Genomic DNA, 20,461 nt, shown 5'->3' on the forward strand with positions numbered 1-20,461 from the left:
GAAACAGGAAGCAGACAGGAGCTTGATCATCATGATGGAGAAGAAAATGGTAATGGAATGGGCAAGGCTGCTCATGAATTATAAATTCGCCTTGGACGAAGTGGAAACCAAGCTGACGATATTGAATGAGGAACTGCAATTTGTGCAGCATTATAACCCGATCGAGCATTTGAAAACCCGGATCAAAACGCCAGAGAGCATCTCCGAGAAGCTGCTCCGCAAGGGTCTGGAAGTGACGACAGCGAATGCGATTGCCCATATCCGGGATATCGCCGGGGTCAGAGTGACCTGTTCCTTCTCGGCCGATGTCTACCATGTGTATGAAATGATCAGCAGGCAAAGCGACGTTCAGGTTCTGGAGGTCAAGGATTATATCCAGAACCCCAAGCCCAACGGCTATCAGAGTCTGCATGTTATTATCCAGATCCCGGTATTTTTGTCCGACCGCATCGAGCATGTGAATGTGGAAATCCAGCTCCGTACGGTGGCCATGGATTTTTGGGCCAGTCTGGAGCATAAAATTTATTATCAATTCCATGAGGATATGCCGGAGTCGATCCGTGAACAGCTGAAGGATACCGCTCATATGATTGCCAGTCTGGACCAGCGGATGATGGGGCTGAACGAGGAAGTCAAGCGGCTGGCGAATCCTTTATCCGGATTGCTCCGGTCGTAAACCGTGCTTTTTGCGGAATTCTGAGGGCGTACACCTCATGGTTTGACGGAAGACCTTGATGAAGTAGCTGAGATTGTCAAAGCCGACATCCATCGCAATGGCGGAGATCTTCTTATCTGAAGCGGACAAGTATTCCCCGGCCTTCCTGATCCGGTAGGCATTCAAATACTCAATCGGCGTCGAGCGCGTCATGGACTTGAAGAAGCGGTTGAACTGGCCTTCGCTCATCGGGATCTGGTCAGCCAGCTCGCGCAGGCGGATTGAACGATGGTAGTGATTATGCATGTAGACGATAACAGTCTTCAGACGGTCGACACGGGTGGCATCGGAATGGAGGGCCTCGCTGCGGTCGCATGCCCGGCCTTCAACCCCGGACAGCTCGCCGAGCATGAGCATCAGCAGCGCCTTGATCCGGATTTCAAATCCGGGCTGCCTTTTGTGATAAGCGTCGATAATCGTATGAAGATGGACAAGCAGACCTTTCTCCCAACCGGATGCAGGAAGAATCCGGCGGGGGAAGGTTTTTTTGCGTTCCAGCAGCGGGGAAATATAATCCTTCTGAACGGCATCGAAGCTGCCGCTTTCCAGCCACCCGGCGTCAAAAACAATGGCGGTCATCCGGCATGGCGTATCGCCGAGTACGTCCAATGCGGCATGAATGTCTCCGCCATCGATAAACACGGCCTCGCCGGCCTTCACCGTAAAATACTCGGTGTCCACCTGGAACAGCACCTCGCCCTCCAGCACCAGGAGAAACTCCGTTTCTTCATGCCAATGGCAGTCAAAGCCTTTTCCGCCGGGCATGTACTGGTTCTCATATACACCCAGAGGCAGCATCGTATCGCCGTGCAGCCGGTTCTCCTTAAGCAGAGGCCGTATGATTTGATCCATAGCAAACAGCTCCTTGACGGAAAATGGGATCTTTGGATTAGTTTTGAGTCTATATGCGCATGATAATGTCGTAATTGTGTTATAAAAAGTCGTGATTCTATTAGTTTTGTCTATTTAATATCAGTATAATGCGACTATGCAGGATTTTAAAGTGTAAATTCAATGACCCTTGAAAGGAATGAGACTTAAGGTGAAATTTACAGACGGCAATTGGATGATTCGCGAGGGGTACCAGGTGCTTGGCGCTGTGCAAGCGCATGCAATCGACCAGGAGGATAACAGACTGACCGCTTATGTGTCCCCGCGGCCGATCGTGAACCGTTCCAGCATGCTCGATACGATGCTGCTGACGGTACGTTTTCATTCCCCGCTTCCGGGGGTAGTCGGAGTCAAGCTGATCCATCATGAGGGAGTTGTGGCCCGCGGTCCGGTATTCGAGCTGTCGGAGCAGACCGGCGCGCATGTGACGATCGAGGAGAACGACGAGGCCGTGCTGCTGAAGAGCGGCGGACTTACGGTACGGATCAGCAAGGGCCCCGAATGGGGTGTGGATTTCTATAGAGGCTCGCAGCGCATTACAGGGACCAGGCAGAAGTCGATGGCCTATATTACGGATCCGGCGAAGCAGCCGTTCATGCGCGAGGAGCTGGATTTGGGCGTAGGGGAATATGTATACGGACTTGGCGAGCGCTTCACGCCGTTTGTGAAAAACGGTCAAATCGTCGACATCTGGAACAAGGACGGCGGTACCAGCTCGGAGCAATCCTATAAGAACATTCCTTTCTATGTGTCGAGCAAAGGCTATGGAGTGTTCGTCAATCATCCGGAGCTGGTCTCTTTCGAGGTCGCGTCCGAGAAGGTCAAGAAGGTACAGTTCAGCGTGACCGGCGAGTCGCTGGAGTATTTCGTAATTGACGGGCCAACGATCAAGGACGTTCTTGGCAAATACACCGATTTGACCGGAAAACCGGCGCTTCCTCCGGCCTGGACGTTCGGCCTGTGGCTGACGACCTCCTTCACGACGAACTATGACGAAGCGACGGTGAACAGCTTTGTCGAGGGAATGGCCGAACGCGATCTGCCGCTTCATGTCTTCCACTTCGATTGCTTCTGGATGCGCGAATTCCACTGGACGGATTTCAAATGGGATGAGCGGGTATTCCCCGATCCGGTGGGGATGCTGAAGCGGCTGAGAGAGAAAGGACTTAAAATATGCGTATGGATCAATCCCTATATCGCCCAGCGTTCCCGGCTCTTTGAAGAAGGCAGGCAGAACGGCTACCTGGTGAAAAAAGCAAATGGCGACGTGTGGCAGTGGGATATGTGGCAGCCGGGCATGGCTCTTGTCGACTTTACAAACCCTGCAGCCTGCAAATGGTATGCCGGTTATCTGGAAGAGCTGGTCGATATGGGCGTAGACAGCTTCAAGACTGACTTCGGCGAAAGAATCCCGACAGACGTCGTGTACCATGACGGCTCGGATCCCGTTAAGATGCATAATTACTATACCTACCTGTACAATAAAGTGGTCTTCGAGGTGCTGGAGAACAAGCTCGGCAAACAGGAAGCGGCGGTATTCGCCCGTTCGGCAACGGTTGGCGGACAGAAATTCCCTGTTCACTGGGGAGGGGACTGCTATGCGGATTATGAATCCATGGCAGAAAGTCTGCGCGGCGGCCTGTCGCTCGGAATGTCGGGCTTCGGCTTTTGGAGCCATGATATCGGCGGCTTCGAGAATACGGCGCCGCATCATATCTTCAAGCGCTGGCTGGCCTTCGGCTTATTGTCAAGCCACAGCCGCTTGCATGGCAGCAAATCGTACCGGGTGCCTTGGGCCTATGATGAAGAGGCAGTCGATGTGACGCGTTTCTTCACGAAGCTGAAATGCCGCCTGATGCCTTATCTGTTCAACACGGCAGGACAAGCGGCGGAGCTGGGCCTCCCCTCCATGCGGGCGATGGTGCTTGAGTTTCCGGAGGATCCGGCAACGGAAACGCTGGACCGCCAGTATATGCTCGGCGATTCCATTCTGGTCGCGCCGGTGTTCCATGAACAAGGCGATGTTTCCTATTATCTGCCGCAAGGCACCTGGACCCATCTGCTTACCGGAGAGACCGTACTAGGCGGCTCTTGGCGGAAGGAAAACTACAATTTCTTCAGCCTGCCGCTGTTTGTGCGCCAGAATTCCATCGTTGCGCTGGGGGCCAATGACCGGCGTCCGGACTATGATTTTGCGGACGGGGTCGAGCTTTCCTTGTATAATCTGGAGGATGGGCATACGGCAAGCACCGTGGTCCGCAGCATCAAAGGCGAGCCGGAGCTTGGCGTAAGCGCAGGCCGACAGGGAACAACCATACAGGTTGATGTCGAAGGCAGCGGCAAACCGTTCCGCTTCTCCCTGCAAGGGGGAGCAGCCATCGTTTCGGCTGAGGGGCATTCGGGAATTTCGATCGACGGAAACACCGTATCCATTCCTGCCGGATCGCCGAAGGTGAGCTTCAAACTTACGATTCAATAAGCCAGTGGCGCCAGCTGTAAACGGTAGATACCCCCTTATCTCACATGGAAGCTGTCTGTGAGGTGAGGGGGTTCTTTGCGCGGGCAGGGAAAATGTCTAATTATGAACTGAAAAAATGGAAAATTTTTAATGGTTTTTATCAAACTCCACTCGTTTAAAATGAAGAAAGCGTTTATTGCTAAAGCGCTTCCACAAGAAGGCCGGTGATAAAGTGGCGAAAGCACGCGGAAACACATCATGTACAGCTACCAAAGAAGAAAGGAGCCAGGCCAGTGTTTCGGATCATCATCCGCGGAATTAACGATTTAAAGCTGAGAACTAAGCTGATCCTCTCCTTCATTGTTGTGGTATTCATCCCCGTCATGATTGTCGGGTTGTTCCTGACCAATGAGCTGCGGCATCAGGCGCTGGATAATGCGCTGGAGCAAACAGCTGTGAATGTGGACCGGGTCAAGAAGCGAACCTCGGAGGTGATTAACGCCGCTTATGATATTTCTTACCGTCTTTCCAATGACAGCCGGTTGGCCCGTCTGGCCGCTACGGAATATGAGACGGTCTATGATGTGGTCAAGGCCTATAAGGATTATCCCGATATCAAGGAATATATCAGCCTGTACAAGGAAATTTCCAACATCCGCATCTATCTGGACAATCCTACGCTGCTGGATAATTGGGAGTTTATTCAACCCAGCGAGTCCATTATTAATTCCGGCTGGTATCAATCCGCCATGAGCAGCAGCGGCCTGATTGGCTGGAATTATATCGAGGATGAACGGGACGGCAAGAAATATTTGAGCCTGATCCGCAAGATTGATTTCCGCGATGAGATGAGCAGCGCCGTGCTGGTCATCAACGTCAACTCCCGGATGCTCGATGCGATTCTGAACCAGGAAACCTTCGAGACCATGATTGTTGATGAGAACAACAATATTATTTCGTCCAACCGGCCGGGCCGGGTAGGCAAGGGTCTGTCGGAGATCGATTTTGACCCGAGTATCGTGAACAAGCAAAGCGGCACTTATAATGCAGTGGTCAATGAACAATCGTCCAAAATCCGGATTGAGACGCTTATTCCCCTTTCCAGCTTGAATGGTATCCGGATTTTGTCGGTATTTTCGGTCAAAACCATCGTGAAGGATGCCAACCAGATTATCATTCTGGCGACCATTGTTATTTTCATCAGCCTGATTGTTGCCATTGTCCTGATCTATGGCTTCTCCAATCTTCTCTCCAAGCGCATGCTGCGTTTAAGCAAGCATATTACGAAGGTGGCTACGGGAAATCTCGATGTGACGCTTGCGATCGACGGCAAGGATGAGATCGGCCAGTTGTCCAGGCAGTTCAATGCGATGGTCGGGAGTATTAACGTCCTGCTCGCCGAGGTTCAGGAATCCAATCTGCAGAAGACCCAGCTTGTTACCAGGCAGAATGAAATCAAATTCAAAATGCTGGCGAGCCAGATTAATCCGCATTTTCTCTTCAACGCCCTGGAGTCGATCCGGATGAAAGCCCATATCAAGGGTGAGAAGGAGATAGCCAAGGTCGTCAGGCTGCTCGGGAGGATGATGAGGAAGAATCTGGAGGCGGGAAGCAAAGAAGTGACTTTGCGAAGCGAAATCGAGGTCGTCCGCTGCTATCTGGATATTCAGAAATTCCGCTACGAGAGCCGGCTGGGCTATGAGCTTGTAATCGATCCTCTGACAGAGCAGCTGCATATTCTCCCGCTCATTATCCAGCCGCTTGTTGAGAACGCTGTCATCCATGGACTGGAAAACAAGCAGGAGGGCGGATATGTGCGGATCAAGGCTGAGATGATGGATAAATGGATGCGTATCGAAGTGTCGGATAACGGGGAGGGAATGGATAAGGAGAGGCTTGATTTCGTGCTGCGCTCCCTTGAGGAGCAGGAGGACGAAGCGAATAACCGGATCGGTCTGCGGAATGTGCATATGAGACTGCAGCTCTCTTACGGGAGGGAGAATGGACTTGTGATCGCAAGCAGCCCGGATAGCGGGACGAAGATTAGTTTTACAATTCCGACAGGAGGCGGTAAACATGTACAAAGTGCTGATAGCTGACGATGAGCCTACGATTCGTGAAGGGCTGCGGACGCTTATTGAATGGGAGCTGTACGGTTATGAGGTCGTGGATACCGCTGCAAACGGCCAAGAGGCGCTCCGGAAGGCTGCCCATCATTCGCCTGATCTGATTATTGCCGATATCCGGATGCCGGGGATGAGCGGTCTGGAGTTGGTTGAGGCGCTCCGGAAGAACGGCTCCACCCTTCATGTCCTTATTCTAAGCGGCTACGCCGACTTCGATTATGCCAAGAAAGCCATCTCCCTGCAGATTGATGGTTACATGTTAAAGCCTGTCGATGAGGATGAGCTGATCGAGTATTTGGAGGTGCTCCGGACGACGCTCGAACGGGAAAAACAAGACAAACAGAAGACGGCCGCGTTCAGCGGCTTGTCCAGAGAATTAATCGTGCAATCCCTGCTTGCGCCGGAAGGCTCGCCGGTTAACGCTTATAGCGAGGAAGAGATTCTGGCTGCGGGCTTGCTGTGGGCTTGCTATGAGATTATATTGATCAAGTTTCAAGCAGTGGAGCAGGAGACTGAACCAGGGGCTTCCGCGCTTCTGAAAAGCCGGTTATGCGAATTGTACGAACAATCGGGCAGAGGCGTCGTTTTTTCCATGGAGCCGTATGTGGGTCTGCTGCTGAATGGTGATCTGCATAATGAGGATACACGTCATCAAATTCAAACTGAAATCGCTGCAGTCGCGGCGCGGCAGAGTATGGAATTTACCGCTGCCTCTGGCGGCTGCGTAAGGAGTCTGACGGACATTGGCGCCTCCTGCGGGGAGGTTATGCGGCTCATGAACCAGCGCTTTTATTACGCTGAGGATTGGATTGCAGCTCCCGGAGATATCCCGGCCAGCCTCCCGGCATCAGGCGGTTCCGATCACGAGCCGATGCCTGACTATTCCGCTGTCGCCGATAAAATCTATTTCGCGATCGATGTCGGCAACCGTATGTCCGTAGCCCAGCTGGTTTCGGAAGCAGCAGACCGAATGCTTGCCGCCGGATGCCCGGAGCCCAAGATCAAATCCGGCTTTGTCCAAATCATTACGGAGACGCTTGCCAAACTCGCACGGAATCATTCCGCCAATCCGTCCGTGAGTCAGGACCATTCCGCTGGTATTCTCGATATCTACCGGCAGATGACCTGCAGCTCGCTTGTGCGGCATGTAACCGGTTATCTGCAAACGCTCATTAACGAGCAGCCAGGCGGAGGGATTGACAAGCAGATGAGGAAAATGATCGACCTGATCCAGCGGAATTACCATGAGAACCTGAAGCTCGAAACGCTCGCTGAGGTATTCAATTATAACAGTGCTTACCTGGGCAAGCTGTTCAAAAATGTGACCGGCGAATACTTTAATACCTACCTCGACAAAGTCAGGATCGAGAAGGCCAAAGAGTTTCTTGACAGCGGCTTGAAGGTCTATCAGGTGGCAGAGAAGGTCGGCTACACGAACGTCGATTATTTTCACAGCAAATTCCGCAAGTACGAAGGTTCTTCGCCTTCCGCTTACCGGAAGAAATAGAGTCCGGTGATGAACAGGCGAAGCAGGTGGAAATAGTCTGTAGAAGCGTAAGCGTTCGCCTTTGTACCTCGAATTTATCAGATAAAGGGTTCCAAAATATAAAATTCAGAGGTACAACAGCGATCTCGACAAGTGATAAGCGATAGACATGCTTGTAGCACTTGCGAGTATCGAAAGACGTTTCCGCATGCGCAGCCAGTCTTTTTCTAAATAAAAGAACGTATAAAATTTCTCCTATTTCTGTGGGAAGAAACTTACTGTGCCGCCAAAAGGACGGCCTCAGCCGTTTCTTCTTGACGGACGTTCAAAGCGCTGATTTTTATATGATTTTCGCTCGAATTGGTCGGGTATTGCGGGCATCGCATTTCCATTATCATAAGGACATACAGCAAGGAGGGAAATACATGGCAGCGGTTACAACCGAAATGAAAGCCCCTGCGAAGCATGGCAGAAAACGATTCTGGAGCGTTTTTTTCCAGCAGCGGTATCTGTACCTCATGTCGCTTCCTTTTATCGCATGGGTATTCGTGTTCAGCTATCTGCCCCTGTGGGGCTGGACGATGGCTTTCCAGAAATTCAAGCCGGGGCGAAGCTTCTTCGATCAGGAGTGGGTGGGACTCCAGTACTTCAAGGAACTATTTCACGATCCCCAGTTTTACCAGGTGCTCCGCAACACGCTGGCCATGAGTACGATGGGACTGGTCGCCGGCTTCACGGTACCGATCATCTTCGCGATCGTGCTGAACGAAGTGAAAGCGATGGCCGTCAAGCGTTTTGTGCAAACGGTTTCGTACCTTCCGCATTTCGTGTCCTGGGTCGTCGTCGCAGGTATCGTAACGAAGATGCTGGCAACCGACGGCGCCGTTAACGGGCTGCTTATGAGCCTGAACATCATCGATCAGCCGATCCAGTATATGGCGAAGGGCAATTTGTTCTGGTATATCGTAACCGGCTCGGATGTCTGGAAAGAGATGGGCTGGAACACGATCATCTATCTGGCCGCCATTGCCGGCATTGGGCCCGAGCTGTATGAAGCGGCGAAGGTAGACGGTGCGAACCGGATCCAGCAGATATGGAATATTACGCTTCCGGGCATCCGCTCTACGATCATCATTCTGCTGATCATCTCCATCGGGCACCTGGTCAGCATCGGCTTCGAGAAGCAATTCCTGCTCGGCAATCCGCTTGTCAGCGACTATTCGCAGGTGCTTGACCTCTACGCGCTGAACTACGGGCTTGGCATGGGACGGTTCTCCTTCGGTACAGCGATCAATATTTTCAACTCACTGATCAGCATCATCCTGCTGCTTGTCGCAAACGGCATATTCAAAAAAGTAACCAAAGAAAGTATTTTCTAGGAGGAGGATGCCGCATGGCTTCGCGCAAATGGTCCTCCGGGGCATCCTGGCCGGACAGAACCTTTGACCTGCTTGTCTATCTCATTCTGGCGGTCGTTACGATTGTAACGCTGTATCCGTTCCTGAATGTGCTGGCGATATCGCTTAACGATTCAACCGATAGCGTGCGCGGCGGACTCACCATTTATCCCCGGGTGTTTACGCTGAAGAACTACGAGACGATTTTTGCCTTTGGCGGGCTGATTACCGGGCTGAAAATCTCCATTCTCCGAACGGTTATCGGGACGATTCTGGGGCTTGTGAGCGCTTCGATGCTGGCCTTCACGATCAGCCGCATTGATTTTCAGGGACGCAGATTCGTCTCGGCTTTCCTCGCCATGACGATGTATATATCTGGCGGGCTGATTCCGTTCTACATTCTGATTCGCGACCTGCATATGATCGGCACCTTCGCCGTCTACGTGCTTCCCGGACTTGTGAGCGCATTCAACGTTTTCATCATCCGTTCCTTCATCGATGGCATTCCTTATGCGCTGCAGGAGTCGGCGAAGCTGGACGGGGCGAATGACTGGACGATCTTCTGGCGTGTCATCCTGCCGCTGACCAAGCCGGCGCTGGCGACGATCGCGCTGTTCCTGGCGGTGGGACAATGGAACTCCTGGTTCGATACCTATCTGTTCAACGGCTCGAAGGAACACTTGACCACCCTGCAGTTTGAACTGATGAAGGTGCTGCAGAGCACGACGACCAACGCCGATTCCTTCCGCGGCCGCAACATGACCGAGGTCATGCGCCAAATCTCGCCTGAATCGGTGAAGATGGCCATTACGATCGTCGTGACCGTTCCCATTCTGGTCGTCTATCCGTTCCTGCAGAAGTACTTTGTAAAAGGCATGACGCTCGGCGCAGTCAAGAGCTGAGTGCAGCTGATAAACCGGTATAGACAGATAATCTGTTCATTACGATATTTCTTTACTACAAATTGGGAGGGTTTTTACGCATGATGAACACAAGATCCAAAGCGGCGGCGCTGCTCATGACATTCGCGCTCTCCGTCGGCTTGCTGGCCGGCTGCTCCAGCAACAATAATGGCGAGAACAGCAAAGCTGCGAACAACACCGGCACGGCGAATACGAGCACGAACGCCGGTGCGGAAACAGAAGAATTGTCCCCGGTCACATTCAGCTTTTTCGCCGAGGATCCGAATCCTAACTGGAACAACATGCAGGATGAAGTGTCCAAGGAAATTACGAAGAAAACAGGCGTTACCCTCGATGCGGAATTTGCCGTAGGCGATCCGGCGCAGAAGGTTGCGCTCATGGCGGCAAGTGGTCAATATCCGGACATCATTTCGGCCAAAGGCGATATCGGCAAGCTCGTCGATGCCGGCGGCGTCATCGATCTGACCGACTTGATCAACAAATATGCGCCCAATATCAAGAGAGTGCTAGGTCCTTACCTCAGCCGGGCCAAATATACGACTGAGGACCAGTCCATCTACGCCATTCCGACTTGGGCAGCCGTTGATGAACAGCGATTCGTGGCCGGTGGAGGCTTCGAGCTTCAGCATCGCGTCGTGAAGGAAGCGGGTTACCCGCAGATTCGTACCGTACAGGATTATGAGAAGGCGATCAAGGATTATCTGGCCAAGCATCCGACGGACGAGAATGGCAACAAGAACATCGGAGTATCGCTGAATGCGGATGACTGGCATATACAAATCTCCGTTACCAACCCGGCCGTTGCCACAACCGGCGGATCCGATGACGGCGAATACTGGGTCGATCAGGACACATTTGAAGCCACGTACCACTTCCGCCGTCCGGAAGAAAAGGAATATTTCCGCTGGCTGAACCATATGAACGCCGAAGGGCTGCTTGACCCGGAAAGCTTTGTGCAAAAGTATGACCAGTACAAAGCCAAGGTCGCTTCTGGCCGCGTACTCGGCTTGATCGACCAGGACTGGGATTACAACGACGGCCAGCAGGCTCTGAAGTCAGCCGGCAAGTTGGACCAGACATACGGTCATTATCCGGTGACCCTGAGCGAGGATTTCAAGGAAACATCCTTCTGGCCAACCGGTTTCATGGGCGGCTACGGGATCTCGATTTCAAGTACGGCGAAGGATCCGGTGCGCATCATCAAGTTCCTGGATTTCCTCGCATCCGATGAAGGCCAGATTCTCAACAACTGGGGAATTGAAGGCAAGCATTATGTCATGGAGGACGGCAAGCGCGTCGTGCCGCAGGAAGTGCAGGACCGCATCAATAACGACAACACGGCATTCACGAAGGAAACCGGTATCGGCTTCTATTGGAACATGATGGTGCACTATGGCGACGGCGCGAAGGATGCAACCGGCAACTACTACACCAAGAACAATCCGGAGATGATCCCGACCGGCTACAGCGATGTGGAGAAAGAAACGCTCAAAGCGTATGATGCTACAATTTGGAAGGATCTATTCCCCAAAGAAGACGAGTTCAAGGTGAAGGCGTACGGTGCAGCCTGGAATATCCAGATCCCGGGCGAAGATGAAGTAGCCGTTCTCGGCAACAAGATGAAGGACATCACCTGGAAGCGCGTTCCGGAGGCGATCCTGGCGAAGCCGGAGAACTTCGATAAAGTCTGGGAGGCGTACCAGCAGGATCTGATCAAAGCGGGCGTTGAGAAAATGGAAAAAGGATATACGAAATACGTGCAGGACCGCGTTGCATTGTGGAGTGCCGATTCCGGCCAATAAACGATGTCATTCGAGAAGCCGCCCTCGTCATAGTCGGGGGCGGCTTTTCTTATATATGCCATAACCCGATTCAACCTGAATGAAAACAGGTATGGATCGGGTTATTTTTGTTTATGCGTACGCCGGTATTCTCTTGGCGTGACGCCGGTATGCTTGCGGAACATTTTATTGAAGAAGCTGACATCGTTGAAGCCGGTTTCGAGCGCAATATCCAGCACCTTGGTGTCCGTATCGAGCAGAAGCGCGGAGGCGTGGCGGATCTGCACCTCGTGCTTGTAATCCATGAGACTCTGTCCGGTGGCTTCCTTGAATTTGGCAGTGAATGAGGAGACGCTCATCCCGCAAATCCGGCTCAGCTGGATAAGGGTCAGGGGCTGACGGTAATTCAGCTCGACAAAATTGCGGATCGACAGAATCCGCTCCCGGTCGCTGAGTGTATGGCGCTCTGTGCTCCGGTTCTCTTGATGATACCGGCTGAGCCAGACCAGGCATTCGATCCAGCGTGTCTTGATAATGAGCTGGGAGCCGTCGCGCTCCTGCTCATACTCCTCGTAGATGGTTTGCAGATGGCCCTGGAACTGCAGCTTCTGCGCAGCCTGCAGCGGATGGTAGGGGATGAACGACTGGCTTTTCCGCAGGAAGGGCATCAGATAGAAAAAATCGATAAAGGCGGGAATTTCCTGAAGCGCCTCCAGCTCCTTTTGCAGGAAAGCCGTATCAAACAACACATTATAGACAAGGGTATCCTCATCGGCCGACCCCAGATAGCTGTGGTATACATTCGGCTCCAGAATGAACACATCCCCCGTGGCCAGCCGGTATTGATGACCGGACATTTCGTGAAAGGCGCTGCCTTCCACCACAAACACAAGTTCGACGAAATCATGCGTATGGGAAGGAATCGGCTCATTCCTGCGAATAACGGCGCGGTCGATATAGAACGGAAAACGGCTGTCCTTGAAATAATTGCTGCCTGTATAGGTTGTCATGTCCGCTTGTCCCCTTTTTGGCAGATCGACCTGGTTTTGTCGCTCATCCTCCAAGATTATGGTTCTATAATAGCTTAAATTAAGAGTAAGACAAATAACTTTCGTAGCAAAGGGAGACGAGCGCATGTTAAAAAAGAAAATCAGGCTGACGGAGGATCAAATCAAATTTTACCGGGACAATGGTTTCGTTCAGGTTGACAATATGCTGTCCCGTAAAGAGTTGAATGAGCTGCGCGAGCACCTGAACGAGGCGATGGGCCAAAAGACGGGAAATTCGGTGCAGACGGCTCAGAAGGAGGGGGCTTATTTCAAAGTCTTGAATCAGCGTGTGAACACCTGGCGCGATCATGGCGGCATGGCCCGGTTTGTACTCTCGGAGCGTTTTGCCGACGCTGCCAAGCAGCTTACAGGCGCAAGCGGCATTCGGCTGTTCCATGATCATGCCCTGTTCAAAATGCCTCAGGATTCCAAACCGACTCCATGGCATCAGGATGCCCCATACTGGCCTATGAATGAGCAGACCGGCTTGTCGATATGGATTGCGCTTGACGATGTGGATGAAAATAACGGCTGTATGATGTTCGTTCCGAAGTCGCAAAAGATCAAAAACCTCAAGCATGTGGATCTGGTTTCGCCGCATGATATTTTTGAAGACTCCGGCGCATCGGAAGTGGACCGAAACACGGCGGCCATCGTCCGGATGAAAGCAGGCAGCTGCACCTTTCATAACGGCCTCACCTTCCATTATGCCCATGCGAATCAAACGGATCAGCCGCGCCGCGCTCTGGCCATTATCTATATGGAAGATGGAACAACCTACAGCGGGGCCCGCCATGTCTGCACGGACGGACAATCGCTTGCGCCGGGAGACCCGCTTCGGGGAGGATTATTTCCGAAGCTAGCGTAAGCGCTCTCTTTCTCCGAAAATATAAATGCCCTGTTCGTTCCAAGGAACGATAACGGGCTTTTTTTCGTTGATAATGCTGTAGATTTAAGACCTTTCCCGGTTGTTCGTGACGAGAATGAAAGCGCTAATCTTATATATTCAGAAGTAGTTTTATATTTCCACGCCGGAGGAATTGGTCTATACTAGGGGCAAATCCATTAAGGCAGGTGTAAACGTATACATGACTACAAAAAAACTTAGATGGGGTATTCTTGGAACAGCCGGAATCGCGAAACGTTCGGTCATTCCCGGGATCCAGCAATCGCAGACCGGCGAAGCGGCGGCTATTGCCAGCCGCAACCTGGAGAAATCCCGGGAAACAGCAGCGCAGCTTAATATTCCGACCGCCTATGGCAGCTATGAAGATCTATTATCGGATGGCAGCATTGACGCCATTTATATACCGCTTCCGAATCATCTCCATATGGAATGGTCCATTCGGGCGATGGAAGCAGGCAAGCATGTACTCTGCGAGAAACCGATTGCGTTGAATGCCGAAGAAGCGCAGAGAATGGCAGACAAAGCAAGCCGGACAGGCGTGCATCTGGCCGAAGCCTTCATGTATCGCCATCATCCGCGTTATGAACGGCTCAAAGCAATTATCGACTCCGGAGAAATAGGCGACGTCCGCGGCATTCATGCTGCATTTACCTTCAATAATGCTGGGGATAAGGGCAATGTCCGCTACCGCAGGGAATGGGGAGGCGGATCGCTTTACGATATCGGCTGCTATCCCATCAGCGTGGCACGTCTGATTCTGGGGGCGGAACCGGAAGCCGCAACTGTGCATGCCTTGATTTCACCCGAGCACGATGAAGTCGATATGATGGCTTCCGGTCTCCTGGAGTTCCCCGGCAGTGTAGCGCTGACGTTTAGCAGCGGCATGTGGGCCGCTTTCCGGAATCCTCTTGAAATTCTGGGATCAGACGGCTGGATTGAAGTGCCGGGGGCCTTTGTGGGGGACCAGCACTTCATCGTTCATACAAAGAACGGTATGCGCGAAGAGAAGCCGCAGGAGCTGAATGCGTTCGCGCTGGAAATCGACGATTTTGCCCGCACCGTATGGGGCGAGCAGACGGCCCGGTTCACGCCGGATGATGCGGTTGCCAATATGAAAGTGCTGGATGCTTGCCTGAAATCGGCCTATTCGCGCGAGCGCGTGCTAATTTAATATTAATTCATCTTAATAAATTTTAATAAATCATGTATAATAGAGGAGGATGTTTACCAGATGAAAAAAATCGACCTGCCCGGACTTAAGCAAGGCGTGACCCAGTTGATCATGGGATCGGATTATTTTGCACCGGATGTTTATGAGCTTGTCAGCACGAATCTTGATGCGTTTACTGCAATTGGCGGCAACACGATTGACACGGCTTATGGCTACTCCGGAGGCAAGAGCGAGCAGGCTATAGGCATGTGGGTGGAGGAACGCGGCAACCGCGACCAGATCAATATCTGGACGAAGGGCGCGCATCCGAACAAGGATGGCCCGCGGGTGAACAAAGCGGCGATTCATGAAGAGCTGATGATCAGCCTGGAGCGTCTGCGCACGGATTATGTCGACCTGTATGCGCTTCACCGCGATGATCCGAACATTCCTGTCGGGCACATTATTGAGGCGTTGAACGAGCATGTGGAAGCGGGACGGATCCTGGCGTTCGGCGGGTCCAACTGGACGACGGCCAGACTGGATGAAGCGAACCGTTATGCGGCTGAACACGGCCTGCGGGGCTTCGAATTCAGCAGTCCGAACCTCAGTCTGGCCAAAGCGCAGGAGGCGTATTGGAAGGATTGCATCAGCGTTGACGAAGAAATGCTGGCCTGGCATGAACGCGGCGGAATGCCGCTGTTCTCCTGGTCCTCGCAAGCCAGAGGCTTCTTCACGGGCCGATTTACGCCGGAGGATCGTTCTGATGCCGACCTGGTGCGCGTATTTTATAATGATGACAACTGGAAACGTTACTACCGTGCCGAAGAGCTTGGAAGGAAGAAAGGCTTCTCTACGATTCAAATCGCGCTTGCCTACGTGCTGAATCAATCATTCGCGACGGGCGCCATCGTGGGTCCGCGAAATGAAGCAGAGCTGAAATCCTGTTTGGAGGCAACGACTATCTCTCTGACACTGGAGGAAGTGAAGTGGCTGGATCTGAGAACGAATTAATCGAGCTTTGGCCCGGAGGCGCTCCACGCGCCGAGGGTAGTACGGAAGAAGACCGTCCGGCGCTTACCACCTATCTGGTGGAAGGCAAGGGAAGCGGCGCAGTCATTGTGGTTCCGGGCGGCGGATATGGCATGCGCGCCAATCATGAAGGTGAACCGATCGCTTTGTGGCTTAACTCCATTGGCATTTCGGCTTTCGTTCTGCGTTACCGCGTAGCGCCATACCGTTACCCAAGCGCACTCACGGATATACAGCGCGCTGTCCGTTATGTCAGGCATCGTGCTTCCGAATGGGGAATTGATACGGGCAAGATCGGCGTACTCGGTTTCTCGGCCGGGGGACATCTCACAGCAACGGCCGGAACCCTGTTCGACCGGGGAGAAGCCGATGCGGATGATCCGGTGGATCGGCAGTCCAGCAGACCGGATCTGCTCGTCCTGTGTTATCCGGTTATCACGATGCAGCCGCCGTATTCAAACGAAGGTTCGAAGAAAAATTTGCTCGGTTCCGAGCCGGAAGAGCATCTGGTCCAATTGATGAGCATGGAGCAGCAAGTGACGGAGGATACGCCGCCAACCTTCCTGTGGCATACCTCCGATGACGCCGGTGTTCCCGTGGAAAACTCGCTGATGTTCGCTTCGGCTCTCAGCCGCGCCGGTGTACCGTTTGATCTGCATGTGTATGAGCATGGACGGCATGGTTTGGGACTTGCCGAGGAAGATAAGCACGTCGCCTCATGGGCCTCCGTGTGCGAGCTGTGGCTCAAGCGGTACGAATTTCATAAATAAAGCTAGCATCCCCTTTCCTTAAAGCCAACCGGATGAATACATCCGGAAGCTTTCAGGATGGGGATTTTCTGCCTGCATGCAAAAAGACAAATGGGTTTTTCAGCTTGACTAGAGAGCGCTCTACAGCGCAAGCATTAAACGTTTTATTCGGCATTCAGTATGGTTAATTGGAATGTACGTCTTTTCGGGGGTGTGATTTTCTTTTGAAGCCGCAACGGTTGCTGTTTAACTATATTCGGACGAATTGGGGTTTGTATGCAATTGCCGTCGCCTCTATCATGACAGGAAACATTATTCAGTCGTTTTATCCCAAAATCATCGGAAATTTCACGGATCAGCTGAAGCTTGGAGATATTACCCGTACTGCTATTATCGATTACAGCTTGCTGCTGCTGGGTGTGGGGTTAAGCTTTGGCCTGCTGGCGGGCATTGGACAATATATGATTATGCGGCTTGGGCGCCGCTTTGAATTCTATACCCGGAACCGCTTGTTCGTTCATTTCATGACGCTCAGCGAAAGCTATTATTCCAAGCACGGAGTTGGCAAATGGCTGAGCTACGTCATCAACGATGTGACGGCCGTTCGGGAATCGATCTCCATGGGGATCAATCAGACAACGAATGCGACGATGCTCATTATTTCGGCCATTTTTATGATGCTGATCAGTGACATTCCGTATTATCTGATTCTCGCCTGTGTGCTTCCCCTGCTCATTATTCCCTGGATTGTAACCCGTTTCGGTCCCGTCATCCGGGGCCGCTCGCTCAAGGTTCAGGAGTCCCTGGGCAAAATGACCGAGTCGGCGGAGGAGCAGTTCGGCGGGATCCGAGTGACGAAGAAATTTGCGGTCGAGCCGATTATGATCGCCCGTTTCGCTCAAACGGTAGACAATATCCGCGATAATCAGCTGCATCTTGTACGGGTATCCTCGCTGTTCCAGGCGCTTATTCCGTTTCTGGGCGCGTTGTCGTTTATTGTGACGATCATGTACGGCGGGTACTTGACGATTAACAACACGATTTCATTGGGGAGCTTCGTCGCATTGACGCTGTACATCCGGATGATGGTGAACCCGCTGCAGCAAATCGGCAACGTGATCAACACGATGCAGCGCTCGAGGGCATCCTTGACGCGCATCAACGATCTGCTTTCCGTAGAATCGGAAATCCAGGATGCGATCGATGCGAAGTCAGCGGATTTGAGGCATACGGGAGTCGCAATCCGGCATCTCTCCTACACTTATCCGGGGGCATCCAAAGAAACGCTGCATGATATCGACCTTAAGGTGGAGCCGGGCAAGACGCTGGGCATTATCGGGAAGACGGGGAGCGGCAAGACGACCCTGATGAAGCTGCTTCTGCGGGTCTACGATTCGCCGGAGGGTACGATTCTCTTTGACGACATGGATATTCACGAACTGACGATTGAGAGCCTGCGCAGCCAGATTGCTTATGTACCGCAGGACGGGTTCCTGTTCAGTACGACCATTCGCGATAATATCGCGTTCTTCCGCCGGGAATCCGGATTTGAGCATGTCGAGAAGGCAGCCAAGCAAGCCCAGATCTATGACAGCATCGCAGCGTTTCCCGACAAGTTTGAGACCAAGCTGGGGGAACGGGGCATCACACTGTCCGGGGGTCAACGGCAGCGCACGAGCCTGGCCAGGGGAATTATCAAAAATGCGCCGCTGCTCATACTGGACGACAGCGTAAGCGCGGTGGATGCGGTGACGGAGACGAGTATTGTAAACTCCATCCGCAAGGAACGCAAAAGCAAAACAACGATCCTGATTGCGCACCGGATCAGTGCGATCAAACATGCGGATGAAATCGTCGTGCTGAGCGAAGGACGGATTGTCCAGCGGGGTACGCACCAGGAATTATTGAAGCAGCAGGGCCTGTACGCTGAGCTGTATACCATTCAGGAGGAGGGAAGCCGGCATGTCGACCATATCCGTTAAACAGGAGCGGCAGAAAGCATCCCCCCGGGATGAAGCTAAAAATGAGCAAATAGGAAAAACGGGCTTCCGCGCCTTGTATGCCTATGTGAAACCGCATCGCCTTGCTTTTTCCCTGATGTTTATATGCACGCTGCTGGCGATTGCGGCTGATCTGTTTCAGCCTTATTTAATGAAGATTGCCATTGATGATCATTTGATGGTCGGCAAAACCGATTACGGGACCTTGGTCATGATCGGCGGCATTTATTTTGCCCTGTCGATCGGCGGCCTGGTATTCACTTATTTGCAGAATAATCTGCTGCAGTTTGCCGGCCAAAGCATCGTCGCCCGCATTCGCAAGGAGCTGTTCGAGCATATTTCCAGACTGTCCATCCCGTTCTTCGACCGTACACCGGCGGGGAGCCTGATCACCCATGTGTCGAGCGACACGGAAACCTTGAATCAATTCTTCACCCAGGTCGTGCTGAGCGTCTTCCGCGATGGCCTGACCTTGATCTTCATACTGGTGCTGATGTACCAGCTGGATGTCGAGCTTACGCTGTACTGTATGATTTTGCTGCCGATTATCGCTTTCATCGCCATAGCGTTCCGCTCTTATATGCGCAAGACATACCAGCTGTCCAGAACACAGCTCTCCAGGCTGGTTGCTTTTGTGGCGGAGAATCTGGCCGGTATGGGCATCATCCAGGCATTTCACCAGGAGAAGGAGCAGGGCAAACAGTTTACCGGCCGCAACGAGTCGTACCTGAAAGCGAATTTGCGGGAAATCCGCACCAATGTTCTGTTTAACCGGTCCTTCGATATTTTGGGCAATATCTCGATTGCCTTCGTAACGTGGCTCGGCGGGATGGCTGTTTTTGATCATAAAATCGAGTTCGGCGTGCTGTATGCGTTTATTACGTATATCCGCCAGTTCTTTCAACCGATCAATGCAATAACGCAGCAGTGGAATACGCTGCAATCCACATCGGTTGCCGTCAACCGGATCTGGACGATTTTCTCCATTTCCCCTGAAGTCAAAGACAGCAAAAGAGTAACCGACGTAAGCTTGGCGGATGTCAAAGGCCGCATCGATTTCAACCGGATCACCTTCGGCTACAAGCAGGACACACCTGTTATCCGCGACCTGGATCTTCATATCACGCCAGGCGAAATGATCGGAATCGTCGGAACGACGGGTGCCGGTAAAAGTACGCTGATCAGCCTGCTCTGCCGGTTCTATGACACGCAAGAGGGTAGTGTGCTGATCGACGGAACGGATATCCGGGACATTCCGCAGGAGAAGCTTCACCGGATCGTCGGACTTGTCCAGCAGGAGCCGTATCTGTATTCCGGAAGCATCGTCGACAATGTGCGCATGTTTGACGAATCGATTTCCCGGGAAGAGGTTATCGAGGCCTGTAAGTTTGTTGGTGCGGAGCAGCTGATTTCCGAGAAAAAAGAAGGCTACGACACGCGGCTGTCGGAGCGGGGAAGCGGGCTTTCCGCAGGGGAGCGGCAGCTGATCTCGTTCGCGCGCATCATTGTGTTCAAGCCGAAGGTGCTGATTCTGGATGAAGCGACGGCGAATCTGGATTCGCAAACCGAGCAGCTGATCCAATCCGCTCTGGAGGCTGTGTCCGAGGGACGCACCACGCTGGTTATCGCGCATCGGCTCTCCACCATCATGCATGCGGACCGGATTCTGGTTATGCGCGATGGCGAGGTTGTGGAGGAAGGCACCCACGAGCAGCTGCTCAGCCGTAAAGGATATTACGAGGAGCTGTACCTGCATTCGCAGGGGAAACAGATTACGGCATAGCGGGCGGATTAACC

15 protein-coding genes are annotated in these 20,461 nt (G+C 52.6%); 13 read left to right on the forward strand and 2 right to left on the reverse strand.

The annotated features are described in order from the left end of the window. Window positions 1-31 precede the first annotated feature (31 nt). Window positions 32-676 carry a GTP pyrophosphokinase gene (locus AC0YNV_RS18200; protein WP_379112840.1) on the forward strand — a complete coding sequence of 215 codons (645 nt, stop codon included), beginning with the start codon at window positions 32-34 and terminating at the stop codon, window positions 674-676. On the opposite strand, the gene AC0YNV_RS18205 is transcribed toward AC0YNV_RS18200, so the two are convergent. Further along, window positions 653-1,567 carry an AraC family transcriptional regulator gene (locus AC0YNV_RS18205; RefSeq protein ID WP_475769298.1) on the reverse strand — a complete coding sequence of 305 codons (915 nt, stop codon included), beginning with the start codon at window positions 1,565-1,567 and terminating at the stop codon, window positions 653-655. The two genes, AC0YNV_RS18200 and AC0YNV_RS18205, sit on opposite strands and share 24 nt — an antisense overlap. Window positions 1,568-1,757: 190 nt before the next feature. On the opposite strand from AC0YNV_RS18205, the gene yicI reads away from it, so the two are divergent. The 6 genes from yicI to AC0YNV_RS18235 all read left to right on the forward strand — a co-directional run bounded on the left by yicI (window position 1,758) and on the right by AC0YNV_RS18235 (window position 11,798). After that, entirely contained in the window at window positions 1,758-4,085 is a 2,328-nt protein-coding gene (gene yicI / locus AC0YNV_RS18210; RefSeq protein ID WP_475769299.1) for an alpha-xylosidase, read from the forward strand. Between the two features lie 272 nt (window positions 4,086-4,357). After that, window positions 4,358-6,163 (forward strand): sensor histidine kinase, encoded by a 1,806-nt coding sequence (locus AC0YNV_RS18215; protein WP_475769300.1) that lies wholly within the window; start codon window positions 4,358-4,360, stop codon window positions 6,161-6,163. Next, window positions 6,141-7,697: a response regulator transcription factor gene (locus AC0YNV_RS18220; RefSeq protein ID WP_475769301.1), complete on the forward strand. Its 1,557-nt coding sequence runs from the start codon at window positions 6,141-6,143 to the stop codon at window positions 7,695-7,697. The genes AC0YNV_RS18215 and AC0YNV_RS18220 overlap by 23 nt, the downstream gene beginning before the upstream one ends. 404 nt (window positions 7,698-8,101) lie before the next feature. Next, window positions 8,102-9,055 carry an ABC transporter permease gene (locus AC0YNV_RS18225; protein ID WP_210037363.1) on the forward strand — a complete coding sequence of 318 codons (954 nt, stop codon included), beginning with the start codon at window positions 8,102-8,104 and terminating at the stop codon, window positions 9,053-9,055. A gap of 14 nt (window positions 9,056-9,069) precedes the next feature. Beyond that, a complete protein-coding gene (locus tag AC0YNV_RS18230; RefSeq protein WP_210037364.1) occupies window positions 9,070-9,975 on the forward strand; it encodes a carbohydrate ABC transporter permease in 906 nt (301 codons plus the stop codon). Window positions 9,976-10,058: 83 nt separating this feature from the next. After that, complete coding sequence (locus tag AC0YNV_RS18235) at window positions 10,059-11,798, forward strand: ABC transporter substrate-binding protein (RefSeq protein ID WP_475769372.1); 1,740 nt, start codon at window positions 10,059-10,061, stop codon at window positions 11,796-11,798. A gap of 101 nt (window positions 11,799-11,899) precedes the next feature. Here the strand turns inward: AC0YNV_RS18235 and AC0YNV_RS18240 are convergent, their stop codons facing one another. Further along, window positions 11,900-12,787: an AraC family transcriptional regulator gene (locus AC0YNV_RS18240; RefSeq protein WP_210037365.1), complete on the reverse strand. Its 888-nt coding sequence runs from the start codon at window positions 12,785-12,787 to the stop codon at window positions 11,900-11,902. Window positions 12,788-12,911: 124 nt separating this feature from the next. Here AC0YNV_RS18240 and AC0YNV_RS18245 point away from each other — a divergent pair, with 124 nt between their 5' ends. The 6 genes from AC0YNV_RS18245 to AC0YNV_RS18270 all read left to right on the forward strand — a co-directional run bounded on the left by AC0YNV_RS18245 (window position 12,912) and on the right by AC0YNV_RS18270 (window position 20,447). After that, window positions 12,912-13,694: a phytanoyl-CoA dioxygenase family protein gene (locus AC0YNV_RS18245; protein WP_210037366.1), complete on the forward strand. Its 783-nt coding sequence runs from the start codon at window positions 12,912-12,914 to the stop codon at window positions 13,692-13,694. A gap of 220 nt (window positions 13,695-13,914) precedes the next feature. Further along, window positions 13,915-14,904, forward strand: coding sequence for a Gfo/Idh/MocA family protein (locus tag AC0YNV_RS18250; protein ID WP_475769302.1), 990 nt, complete (start codon window positions 13,915-13,917; stop codon window positions 14,902-14,904). 60 nt (window positions 14,905-14,964) lie between these two features. Beyond that, window positions 14,965-15,897, forward strand: a complete 933-nt coding sequence (locus AC0YNV_RS18255; RefSeq protein WP_475769303.1) for an aldo/keto reductase — start codon at window positions 14,965-14,967, stop codon at window positions 15,895-15,897. After that, window positions 15,873-16,685 (forward strand): alpha/beta hydrolase, encoded by an 813-nt coding sequence (locus tag AC0YNV_RS18260; protein ID WP_475769304.1) that lies wholly within the window; start codon window positions 15,873-15,875, stop codon window positions 16,683-16,685. Before AC0YNV_RS18255 ends, AC0YNV_RS18260 begins: the two co-directional genes overlap by 25 nt. A gap of 203 nt (window positions 16,686-16,888) precedes the next feature. Continuing rightward, window positions 16,889-18,646, forward strand: a complete 1,758-nt coding sequence (locus AC0YNV_RS18265; protein ID WP_475769305.1) for an ABC transporter ATP-binding protein — start codon at window positions 16,889-16,891, stop codon at window positions 18,644-18,646. Continuing rightward, window positions 18,627-20,447 carry an ABC transporter ATP-binding protein gene (locus AC0YNV_RS18270; RefSeq protein ID WP_475769306.1) on the forward strand — a complete coding sequence of 607 codons (1,821 nt, stop codon included), beginning with the start codon at window positions 18,627-18,629 and terminating at the stop codon, window positions 20,445-20,447. The genes AC0YNV_RS18265 and AC0YNV_RS18270 overlap by 20 nt, the downstream gene beginning before the upstream one ends. Window positions 20,448-20,461: the final 14 nt, after the last annotated feature.

Source organism: Paenibacillus sp. JT31N11 (assembly GCF_056269285.1).

What these genes read in the sequence shown, in the direction of transcription:
- AC0YNV_RS18250 (WP_475769302.1), top strand. Translation starts at nt 13,915, where the DNA reads ATGACTACAAAAAAACTTAGATGGGGTATTCTTGGAACAGCCGGAATC.
- AC0YNV_RS18245 (WP_210037366.1), top strand. Translation starts at nt 12,912, where the DNA reads ATGTTAAAAAAGAAAATCAGGCTGACGGAGGATCAAATCAAATTTTAC.
- AC0YNV_RS18225 (WP_210037363.1), top strand. Translation starts at nt 8,102, where the DNA reads ATGGCAGCGGTTACAACCGAAATGAAAGCCCCTGCGAAGCATGGCAGA.
- AC0YNV_RS18220 (WP_475769301.1), top strand. Translation starts at nt 6,141, where the DNA reads ATGTACAAAGTGCTGATAGCTGACGATGAGCCTACGATTCGTGAAGGG.
- AC0YNV_RS18270 (WP_475769306.1), top strand. Translation starts at nt 18,627, where the DNA reads ATGTCGACCATATCCGTTAAACAGGAGCGGCAGAAAGCATCCCCCCGG.
- AC0YNV_RS18200 (WP_379112840.1), top strand. Translation starts at nt 32, where the DNA reads ATGATGGAGAAGAAAATGGTAATGGAATGGGCAAGGCTGCTCATGAAT.
- AC0YNV_RS18255 (WP_475769303.1), top strand. Translation starts at nt 14,965, where the DNA reads ATGAAAAAAATCGACCTGCCCGGACTTAAGCAAGGCGTGACCCAGTTG.
- AC0YNV_RS18230 (WP_210037364.1), top strand. Translation starts at nt 9,070, where the DNA reads ATGGCTTCGCGCAAATGGTCCTCCGGGGCATCCTGGCCGGACAGAACC.
- AC0YNV_RS18240 (WP_210037365.1), bottom strand. Translation starts at nt 12,787, where the DNA reads ATGACAACCTATACAGGCAGCAATTATTTCAAGGACAGCCGTTTTCCG.
- AC0YNV_RS18235 (WP_475769372.1), top strand. Translation starts at nt 10,059, where the DNA reads ATGAACACAAGATCCAAAGCGGCGGCGCTGCTCATGACATTCGCGCTC.
- AC0YNV_RS18205 (WP_475769298.1), bottom strand. Translation starts at nt 1,567, where the DNA reads ATGGATCAAATCATACGGCCTCTGCTTAAGGAGAACCGGCTGCACGGC.